Below are 10,347 nucleotides of genomic sequence, written 5' to 3'. Positions count from 1 at the left end.
ACACTTTCAGGCCATTTTTCGGGCCATTTTGGACATAAACGCAGTCAGTAACTCGCATCGCCCCCACCGCCGCCAGCCATAAACGCAGTCAGTAACTCGCATTGGATCAACACAGCACCGCGGGAGCCGAGCTGGCGTGAAGTCTTCTTACGCAGATGCGCGCATATTAAACTCCGCCTGAGAGTTCAACCAGTACTCCGGCTCGGTGTCAAAGTAGTCGGACAGTCGATTTGCGAGGTCAGTGGTGACCGCAGTGCGGCCGGTGCGAAAGCGCTCCAGAGTTGAGCTTGGCACGCCGATGGCAAGAGCCAGTCGGTAGATAGAGAGGTGTCGCGGCTCGAGGAAATTATCGTTCAAGATAGAACCAGGGTGCACAGGATGCGTGCTCAAAATGTTTACTCCTTATTTCATCGCTTCACTGGCATACGTTGTTTCCGCTTTGCCCTTCGCTTGAGCTCGAAAGCTCGAACGACCAGTTACCGCCGTTCGTCGAAAAGTATAAGGAGCGCCCGCTCAAAATGCATCCGGACATTTAACCTCCCAAAACATGTGGTTTTCAGGGGTACAGACACCCCCACTGTCCGAACACTCCATAAATATTCCTATTTCTGTGGACATTTCCACATTGTCGGAAGCCACATGTACTCGGCTAGAACCGCAGGTACCGCAGCCTCTATGGAGCTCAATCCGCCATCGGCGCTACCATCTAGTGCATGACTACGACCACGCCATCCTCCGAGCCCGCTGTCGTCTTCGAGCTCACCGGCGACACGGTGACTATTACCGCAGATGGGCTCCACCTTACCCACACCATCAACACGGCTAGCACCGCCCCCGCGAAGCCCCTCCCGCTTGCCGACGTTGCCGAGGTCGCATCGGCAAGTAAAAACGGTGTCTACACTCCGGCCAACCGCTTCTTCCCCGGCACGGTAGACCTCGGAGTAGCTTTGCCAAAGGCCCGTGTGATGTCTCATCGCCAGGCAGCAGCGCAGTTGCTGGCAGATCTCATGGCGGAGATGGCCAAGAATCCGGAGTTCTACAGTTCAGCTGATGCTTTTACTTCCACGTTGATGCCGTGGGTGGCACAGCGCGCGGCGGTCACCGAAGGCGTGAGTGTGGTTGAGGGCGCGGGCGACGTCGTAAAGCGCTCTGTGCCTTTTGCGCCGCTTCCTTCGGGGGATGCGGTTGCGGTGTCGGACATCGCACCGTTTGCGGCGTTCGATGTAGAGACAGCGAACGAAGACACCGGTTCGATTGTTCAGCTTGGCGTTGCGGTCGTGCGTGGCGGGAAGGTGACGGAGCGTTATTCCTGGATGTGCCGTCCGCCAAAGGGGTTGGAGTATTTTGATGAAGCCAATGTCGCGATTCATGGCATCACGGCGGCAGATGTGGCCGGTGATCCGTCATTTCCGGAGCAGCTGGCGAAGTTTGTTGACGTCGTCGGGGATTTGGACGTAGTTGCTCACAATGCGCGGTTTGATTTCACAGCCCTGTCGCGAGCGTGCCGGGCGGAAGGCATTCCAGCACCGAAGTTGAATTTTGCGTGTACTTATATGTGGGCTCGGCAGATGCAGTTGGGGCTGCCCAACTTGAAGCTGCCGACGTTGGCGGAGGCCGCGGGAGCGTCACTGGAGAATCATCATGATGCGACGGCGGATGCGGTCGCATGTGCTGAGGTAGCGCTGTGGTTGATGGAGCAGCAGCGCGCGACATCGGTGGCTGATTTGAGCAAGAAGGTCTCGCTGAGCTTGGGCCAGATTGGCAGTGGACGAGTACGGATGGTGCGCTATGACCCGTCTGGTGTCGCCAGCGCTGGAGCCGGAACCAACGCGGGCACTGGTGCTAGTGCTGGTGCGCAGTCCGGCAGTTCCGCGCCGTCACGTCGGCCGCGTCGCAATGCGAAATGGGATGCAGCCAAGACACCGGACACCATTCCAGACCCGAATCCGGACGCGGATCCAAGCGGCCTTCTGTACCAGCAGCGTGTGACGCTGACGGGCGATTTTGCACCGTATGACAAGGGTTTTCTGTGGGACAAGATTGCCTTTGCAGGTGCGAATATCAATAAGGGTGTTACGAAGAAAACAACCATATTGGTCGCCGGTCCGTGGGATTCGGTGACGTCGAAGGAGAAGAGGGCTCGACAGCTGCAGGCCGAAGGCCAGGAAATCCAGATTTGGAGCGAGAAGGAGCTCTTTACTGCACTCGGGCTGAATCCGGAAGAGGATGGCGCGTCCGAAACAGGAGACACTGCGGAAGGGACACCTAGCGCCAGCGACGGAAACAACTCCAGTGAGTCGGTTCCGTTGTTTGGTTCCACTTCCCTGCCCGGCGATGACGGAATGCCGCCCTTCTAGGCCACGTTCACGGAAAGAAATTCGCATTCGGACGGCGGGCGCAGGCTCTGGGTCTAGCTGCTGCCACAGCGGTCAGGCAGCAGCTTTTCCTGGTGGGCGGTATAAAGGGGAACATGAGTCGCCGACCAATTACGTCCACCTACCGTCTCCAACTCCGTGGCCCCAAGGCCGATCCAAACGGGCGCGCTTTCACGTTCGCTGACGCGGCTGAACAGGTCGGCTACTTGGCAGACCTCGGAATTTCACACCTGTATCTGTCGCCTATCCTCACTTCCGTGCCGGAGTCGAACCATGGCTACGATGTCATCGATCCGACGACTGTGAACCCGGAGCTCGGCGGCATGGAAGAGCTGCAGAAGCTCGCGCAGGTGGCGCACAAGGCCGGTCTGGGCATCATTATCGACCTGGTACCGAACCACCTCGGTGTGGAGGAGCCCAAGCTCAATGCCTGGTGGTGGGACGTTCTGACCTATGGCAAGGATTCTCAGTTCGAGCCCTACTTCGACATCGACTGGCACGAGGACAACGGTGCCAACGGCAAGATGGGGTTGCCGATTCTGGGCTCCCCGGAAGATATCGACAAGCTGGAGCTCGACACCTCTGGCGACGAGCCACTTCTGCGCTACTACGACAACACATTCCCGGTGCGCCCTGGCACCGAGGACGGCACCCCGCAGGAAGTACATGATCGCCAGGCCTATCGTCTGATGTACTGGAAGGACGGGGTCATTGGCTACCGTCGATTCTTCAGCGTCAACGGTCTGGCCGGCATCCGCCAGGAAAACCCGGTGGTATTCGAGCACACACACCGCATCATCCGCGAGCTGCTAGCTGCGGACATCATTGACGGTGTCCGCATTGACCACCCGGATGGCCTCAGCAACCCATTCGGATACCTCAGTGAGCTGCGCCGTCTACTCGGCGATGACAAGTGGCTGGTTATCGAGAAGATTCTGGGTGCCGAAGAGCCACTGGATCCGAGGCTCCAGGTTGACGGCACCACGGGTTACGACGCCCTGCGTGAGTTCGACAATGTCTTCGTCAACCGCGACTCCCGAGACGCCATGAGCATGTTGGCTCTGCAGCAGTCCGGCTCAACCTGGGACAAGACTGCCGTGCAAGCAACCGCACAGGCTCTCAAGCACGATGTCGCTGCTCACGAGCTGGCTGCGGAGGTCCGTCGTCTAGCGCGTGCCCTGCGCCGCGATAACTGGTCTATCAGCGGTACCAGCGTCAGCGATGAGGTACTTATCGACACCATCTGCAAGCTGGTCGCGGCCATGCCTGTCTACCGTTCGGACTATGTCTCCCTGTCGCGAGTGGCTTCCACGGTCATTGGCGAAATGGCAGCGCGTTTCCCCTCGCGTGTCTTTGCTCTCGACCTCATTTCGGCAGGTTTGGTAGCCGGTGGTGAGGCCGCCACGCGGTTCGCGCAGGTCTGTGGCGCGGTCATGGCAAAGGGTGTCGAAGACACCACCTTCTACCGCGCCTGTCGCCTGATCAGCCTAAACGAAGTTGGCGGTGATCTCGGTCGCTACGGTATGTCGGCAGCGGAATTCCACCTGTTGCAGTCGGAACGTGCTCGCCTCTGGCCACGAACCATGACCACGCTGTCCACGCACGACACCAAGCGCGGCGAAGATGTCCGAGCCCGCATTCTCCAGCTCTCCGATGTCTCCGGCGACTGGGCTGAAAATGTTCGCAACTGGATGGCCATCACCCCCGCCCCGGACGATGCCACCGGCTACTTCCTGCTGCAGAACATCATCGGAGTCTGGCCGACCGACGGCGTAATTACCGATGAACTGCGCGAACGCCTCCACGACTACGCCATCAAGGCTATCCGCGAGGCAGATGTGCACACCTCCTGGACGGAGCCGGTCGAGGAGTTCGAACTCGGCATCCGCAGCTGGATTGACGCGCTTCTCGACGGCCCCCTGACCGACTCCATCACAGAGTTCGTCCGCTCCATTGCGCCAGCTGCCCTGACCACGTCTCTGTCGCGCAAGCTCCTCCAGCTTGTCGGCCCCGGCATCCCCGATACCTACCAGGGGACGGAGTTCACCGAGGACTCCCTGGTTGATCCCGACAACCGCCGCTTCGTCGACTACGATGCGCGCGTCGCGGCGCTGGATAAGGTTGCCCGCGATGAGGTCACGTCGGTGACTAAGAGTCCAGAGCACCCAGCTGAGCTGCCGGAGGACTTTACGGATGCCGATGCGGACGTCGCAAAGCTGATGGTGACTCACCACGGCGTGAAGCTGCGTGCGGAGCGCCCGGAGTCCTTCGTCGGCGGTGCCTACCAGCCAGTATTCGCCGTTGGTGTGGGCGAGCGTCACCTGGTCGGTGCAGCACGTGGACCGAAGGGCGAGCCGGAAGATGTTATCGCGCTGGTGACGCGCCGTCCGCTGGGGCTGCAGCGCGAAGGCGGTTGGGGCGACACTACAGTGACACTTCCCAAGGGATTCTGGACCGACCGTTTCACCGGCCATACCTGGTCGGGCACCATCGCCGTGGCTTCTCTGTTCAGCTCCTTCCCAGTAGCACTGCTGGTACGCGAGGACGATGACGACTAATCGGATGAAGGATTCGCTTGCCGACGATTCCCGCGAGCAGACCCGCAAGGCTCAGTTGGCGGAGGATCGAGAGGTTACACGTGCGCTGCAGTCGAAGTACGACTCGTGGGCAACTCGGCACCCCACTGCCGCACAGGACTTTGTCGATGCGATTAAAGAGATTCTCTCCGATGCCGGTTTGGCCTTTGACAATGTCACGGCGCGGGTGAAGTCTTTCCGCTCATTGCGGCAGAAGGCCCTGCGTCGTGAAGCGGACGGCAGCTACGTCTACCCTGACCCGTGGCACGATATCCACGACATCATCGGCGTGCGTGTAACCACGTACCATTCGACGGAGATTCCCGCGATTATGGATGCGCTGGGAGATTCGCTGACTGTGCTGCGCACGATCGACAAGACCGCGGAGACACGAATCAGCGGCCGGTTGGGATACGGCTCCCAGCACTTGATCTGCAAGGTGTCGACGGCGGCGCCGTCAGAGCTAGCTCCATATGCGGATATGCAGTTTGAGGTGCAACTGCGCACTGTGCTGCAGCATGCGTGGGCGGAGTTTGAGCACGATATTCGTTACAAGGCCCCTGAGGGAGCGACAGACCCGCGGATTGATAGAGCTTTTGCGCTGGCCGCTGGCCTTATTGAGCTCGCGGATCAGCAGTTCGACCAAGTCGTTGCCGTGCTGGAGGAATCTACGCCAGACGATTCCGCGCAAGGAGAGGGCGAACAGCCCTCAGTTCCGGCAAAGACCACAGCCGATGACATTGTGGTGACTGAGGAAACCCTACCCGGAGTGCTGACGATGTTGCTTCCCGATGCACCCCGCTCGAAATCAGAGCATTACGGCTGGGCAGAAGAACTGCTGGAGCGCAATGGCATTCGCACTGTCGGGCAGCTGCGAGAGCTACTTAATCCGCAGCGTCTCAGCGCGGTAAGCAAGGCCATGAAGTACCGCTTTAACCCAGGTCATGTGCGTGTTATCGATGACCTGCTACTAGCGGCTCGCGGCGACAAGCACATCAAGGCCACTGCGGATACCAGCCATAACCCGAAGCGCCGACCAGCTCGTTTGCGCGCACGATTGCAGCAACTAGCTGAGGCCGGGATGCCTATGAGCGACGTCCCCGGAGACGATCGAGCTGACGGCGATCGCGCTTCGTAGGCCGCCCGGCACCGCGGTCGCGCATCGGCATCGATGCGAGAATCTCCCTCGGAGGCGGTGGCGGAGAGTGGTCGATATAGCACTGCCTGGACACCGGAGCTCCGACCCGCTTCTTCACAGTCTTGGTGACCTCAACAATGTGTTCGCGGTGGTTTGCCCACAATCGCACTCTGTCCCCTGGGACGACTAGAACTGAGGGCTTTACGGCCTCGCCGTTGACTTTGACGTGGCCGCCACGGCACGCATCTGCGGCCAATGAGCGAGTTTTCAGCAACCTGACCGCCCAAATCCAGGCATCGATACGCACTGGTTCGGTAGACAATTGCTGCTGAGCAGGCATTTACTGCGGATCCTTGTAGTTGACAATCCGCTGAACCTTTTGCCAATTGAGAAAACCACCGACCAGGCCGACTACTGCCAGGATGAGGAATAGCGACATGCTTCCGGCTAGAAGTCCGAGCACTGCACCGCCGACGACACCGCTGCCTGCCCATACAACGGCATTGCGGGAGTACTTTCGCACCGCGTTCTTGCGGAGCTCAATGGGGTTCTGAGGTTGGGGCTGAAGATAGCTCATGGAGTACATATTAGAGCGTTCTGGTCGCCCTGACGCATCGCATAGGTCGATAGGGCGTACAATTCGGGAAAAATCCCGACAGATATAGCAAGCCTGCTAAATATTCCTATTTGAGTAGGTAATTAATACAATGGCGTAGCTAGGTTGCTAGAGTTAGCGCTATGACAGAAACTGTCCGCCCCCGCCACCGTATGGTCGACCGCGTTGCGGCGATCCTCGAACTCGTTGCGCGCTCTAACGAAGGTCTAACCCTCACAGACATCGCCCACACGTTGAACTATCCGCTCAGTACCACGCAGGGCCTTGTCAACGGTCTGACTGTGACAGGTTACCTTGACGAGTCCAACAAGCGTTACACGCTCGGCATGGCACCGTTTCTGCTCAATGTCATGGCCGGTCGTCGCATGGTCCATGTTCCGACGGCCGAGCTTGAGGCGATTCACAACGAAACTGGCTTGATTACCGTGCTGGCACTGCCGGTTGGTGGCAAGCTTTTCTACCTCAAAACCGTCGGTGAATCCATGCGCTACCAGTACCTGACGGAGAACTTCCTGCCACGCTCGCTGCTGCGCACCTCTGCAGGTTGGGTTTTGATGAGTCGGTTTGAAAAGCGCGAACTGTGGTCCTACCTGAACTCCGCGCGACCGGAAGACCAGGTTTATGTGGATGATTTCCTCCGCCAGGCCGGGGAAATCGCAGAGACCGGCGTCTGTGCTGCCCCGGGTATTGCCGAAGGCGGTGGCGTCGATGGTGTCTCTATCGCAGTGGAGGAAGACGGCGCTACTGTGGCTGCGGTCTGTGTCTTCGGTCGGCCGGAAAAGATTGCGGAAAACAAGGACGAACTGGTGGAAATTCTCAAGCGTCATCGCGGCGCACACAACGGCGAGGAGTCCCCGAACCAGGGTTAGTGGCTGTTAGGCGCGCAGCTCCCACCAGATTTCGCCACCGTCCGTAGACGGCTCGCTAGCTCCCTTAGTCAGCGCCTGCATTTCGCCGTCAAGCTGGGCAATCCCATCGGCAGTCACTGCGATGGAAAACTCCACGTTCTGCCCCCACCGCGTATCCACAATCTCATAGCCGCGAGCACGCAATTCCGCCTCGATGCGACCGGCATCTGCTGCGGAGACACTCACTACTCTTAAGGCTCTTTGCACTCGACGCATGCGCGTGACTTTTTCTAGACACTCTGAGACCGAATCCGAATAAGCCCTTACAAGCCCGCCCGTGCCCAATTTGATGCCGCCAAAATAGCGGATTACTACGGCGGTGACATTCGTCATTCCAGAGCCTTGGAGCACATCGAGCATCGGGCGCCCTGCCGTGCCACCAGGTTCACCGTCATCTGAGGATCGCTCCACCCGATTTCCTCCGACGACCTCATGAATGTATGCGCTGCAGTGGTGGCGAGCATCCGGGTACTCCGCCTTGGCCAAATTAATGACCTCTCGGGCGCTATCTTCGTCGTCGGCACGCGCAATCCACGTAATGAAGCGCGATTTCTTAATCTCGATTTCATTCGTGACGATGTCACCGTCGGCGGGGACAATCAGCTCGATGTCACGCTGATTCTGCGTCGCTTCGGTCGAAGTGGATGGCTCGGTGGTCATAGTGTCCATTGTTGCGTATGGGCTTCGTGCACACCCAATCACCGTCCCTCGCTACTGTCTCGACCTCGCCCTACTATTTCGACCTCACCTTGGGCTCACCTCAAATCCGCAGTGTTCGAAAAAGTTTCACTGTGCCAATCCGCTGACTGACCTACCATGGTGCTCATGAGCAACTACCGAGTCTGGGCCCCGTACGCTTCCGAAGTCCGTCTGTTGTTGGGCAATCCTGACGCTCCTGCGATTTTTGATATGCATCCAATCGCTGATGCCACCCATGGCTACGGCGCCAACTCTGGTTGGTTCGAAGCTGATGTGGCTCGAACACCGGGGGATCGCTACGCCTTCTCGCTGCGGGCACATGCGGGATACGGCGCGCCTGATGGCGAATCGGGGGACGGCTCCTCCCCCGCTGTCGGTGACTGGACAATACCGCTGCCGGATCCGCGTTCACAGTCCCAGCCGGATGGTCCGCATGGTTTCTCCGAGGTCGTTGACTTGAGTGCCTATAAGTGGAAGGACTCGGCCTGGTCGGGTCGGATTCTGCCAGGAGGTCTGATTTATGAGCTGCATGTGGGTACCTTCAGCGATTCTGGCGATTTCGAAGGTTTGGTGGAACATCTAGACCATCTGATTGAGCTGGGAGTGACACACATTGAGCTGATGCCAGTACAGCCTTTCGGCGGTGACCGTAATTGGGGCTATGACGGTGTGTCCTGGCACAGTGTGCACGAGGGCTACGGTGGCCCGCGGGGCCTACAAAAGCTGATTGATACGTGCCATCGCAAGGGGTTGGCCGTCATTTTGGATGTGGTCTATAACCACTTCGGTCCAGACGGCAACTATGTGGGATTTTTCGGGCCCTACACCGCTGGTGGTTCGACGGGTTGGGGTGAGGTTGTCAATCTCACCGGCGACAACTCTGATGAGGTGCGTGCGTACATTTTGGATGCAGTGCGCCAATGGTTGGTGGATTACCACGTCGACGGTCTGCGCCTGGACGCAGTCCATGCTCTGCATGATGAGGGGGCATTCCACATTCTGGAGCAGATGCAGGTTGTCGCAGACACTGTCGCAGCCGAGACTGGTATTCCGCGTTCCTTGATTGCAGAGTCCGATCAAAATGATCCGCGCTTGGTCCGCCCGCGGGCTGCCGGTGGCTTTGGCCTCAACGCTCAGTGGGATGATGACGTCCACCATGCGCTGCACACGTTGATCTCTGGCGAAGACCACGCCTACTACTCGGACTTTGGTTCGGTGGAAGCGCTGGCTAGCGCTTTGGAAACCGGCTTCTGGCACACGGGCACAATGTCGACATTCCGCGGTCGTACTCACGGCCGCCCCTTTAACCTGTCTGTCCAGCCCATGCATGCTTTTGTGACGTACACAACCACGCATGATCAAACGGGTAACCGCGCTGTCGGTGACCGTCCGTCGATGAACCTCACCCCGGCGCAGCAGGTTTTAAAGGCAGCAGTTATCGCATGCAGTCCTTTCACCCCGATGCTCTTCCAAGGTGAGGAGTGGGGTGCCTCTACCCCATTTGCTTTCTTCTGCTCCCATGAAGATCCGGAGCTGCAGCGGCTCACGCGCGAGGGACGCCTACGTGAGTTTGCCCGTGCCGGGTGGGATCCGAAGGAGGTATTCGATCCATCGGATCCAGAGACCTTTAATCGCTCGAAGCTCAATTGGCAGGAGGTCTCGGAGGGCTCGCACGCCACTATTCTGTCGGCCTACCGCGATCTCTTCGCGCTGCGGAAGTCTCACCCGTCGCTTCGCACTCCGTGGTCAGCATCTGTAGTGACCGAGTATGACGAGGACAATCGGTGCCTTGTTGTTGTGCGCAGTCAGGATGAGCGCGAAATGGGTGCCCGAGGCTCAGATGCCTTTGAAACTGTCGCTTTGGTCGCGAACTTCTCAGACGCCGAAACCAGCGTCAACTTGGATTCCGAGTTCGGTTCCGCCCACCTGCTGCACACTTTTGAAGACGCAGCAGCCAGCATCGTCAATGACGAAGCTGCTGGTCCCGAAATCTCGCTTCCAGCGTGGGGCTACGCTGTCGTCTCGCTCAGCTAGT

Annotated in this window: 9 protein-coding genes; 5 read left to right on the top strand and 4 right to left on the bottom strand. The window is 58.8% G+C overall.

Going from position 1 to position 10,347, the window contains the following annotated elements; all coding sequences use genetic code 11:
- Positions 1–147: 147 nt before the first annotated feature.
- Positions 148–390 (bottom strand): HigA family addiction module antitoxin, encoded by a 243-nt coding sequence (locus tag HMPREF3042_RS05805; protein WP_005510305.1) that lies wholly within the window; start codon positions 388–390, stop codon positions 148–150.
- Positions 391–713: 323 nt separating this feature from the next.
- Here HMPREF3042_RS05805 and HMPREF3042_RS05800 point away from each other — a divergent pair, with 323 nt between their 5' ends.
- The 3 genes from HMPREF3042_RS05800 (at position 714) to HMPREF3042_RS05790 (ending at position 6,089) form a co-directional block, all read left to right on the top strand.
- Complete coding sequence (locus HMPREF3042_RS05800) at positions 714–2,357, top strand: exonuclease domain-containing protein (RefSeq protein ID WP_070856481.1); 1,644 nt, start codon at positions 714–716, stop codon at positions 2,355–2,357.
- 113 nt (positions 2,358–2,470) lie between these two features.
- Positions 2,471–4,933 (top strand): malto-oligosyltrehalose synthase, encoded by a 2,463-nt coding sequence (gene treY, locus HMPREF3042_RS05795; protein ID WP_070605618.1) that lies wholly within the window; start codon positions 2,471–2,473, stop codon positions 4,931–4,933.
- Entirely contained in the window at positions 4,923–6,089 is a 1,167-nt protein-coding gene (locus HMPREF3042_RS05790) for a GTP pyrophosphokinase (protein WP_070856479.1), read from the top strand. Before treY ends, HMPREF3042_RS05790 begins: the two co-directional genes overlap by 11 nt.
- Here the strand turns inward: HMPREF3042_RS05790 and HMPREF3042_RS10640 are convergent.
- Both HMPREF3042_RS10640 and HMPREF3042_RS05785 read right to left on the bottom strand, forming a co-directional pair.
- Positions 6,037–6,429, bottom strand: a complete 393-nt coding sequence (locus tag HMPREF3042_RS10640; protein ID WP_083327431.1) for an RNA-binding S4 domain-containing protein — start codon at positions 6,427–6,429, stop codon at positions 6,037–6,039. The two genes, HMPREF3042_RS05790 and HMPREF3042_RS10640, sit on opposite strands and share 53 nt — an antisense overlap.
- Positions 6,430–6,675, bottom strand: coding sequence for a hypothetical protein (locus HMPREF3042_RS05785; protein WP_005510313.1), 246 nt, complete (start codon positions 6,673–6,675; stop codon positions 6,430–6,432).
- A gap of 152 nt (positions 6,676–6,827) precedes the next feature.
- Here HMPREF3042_RS05785 and HMPREF3042_RS05780 point away from each other — a divergent pair, with 152 nt between their 5' ends.
- Positions 6,828–7,574, top strand: coding sequence for a helix-turn-helix domain-containing protein (locus HMPREF3042_RS05780; protein WP_048734728.1), 747 nt, complete (start codon positions 6,828–6,830; stop codon positions 7,572–7,574).
- A 6-nt stretch (positions 7,575–7,580) separates the two neighbouring features.
- Here the strand turns inward: HMPREF3042_RS05780 and HMPREF3042_RS05775 are convergent, their stop codons facing one another.
- On the bottom strand, positions 7,581–8,282 hold the full coding sequence (locus HMPREF3042_RS05775) for a YigZ family protein (protein WP_193388714.1): 702 nt from the start codon (positions 8,280–8,282) through the stop codon (positions 7,581–7,583).
- Positions 8,283–8,429: 147 nt separating this feature from the next.
- On the opposite strand from HMPREF3042_RS05775, the gene treZ reads away from it, so the two are divergent.
- Positions 8,430–10,346 (top strand): malto-oligosyltrehalose trehalohydrolase, encoded by a 1,917-nt coding sequence (treZ, locus tag HMPREF3042_RS05770; RefSeq protein WP_070856476.1) that lies wholly within the window; start codon positions 8,430–8,432, stop codon positions 10,344–10,346.
- Position 10,347: the final 1 nt, after the last annotated feature.

The organism is Corynebacterium sp. HMSC074C05, from assembly GCF_001838325.1.
GTDB lineage: Bacteria > Actinomycetota > Actinomycetes > Mycobacteriales > Mycobacteriaceae > Corynebacterium > Corynebacterium amycolatum.
This window is presented reverse-complemented; position numbering and strand designations above follow the sequence as displayed.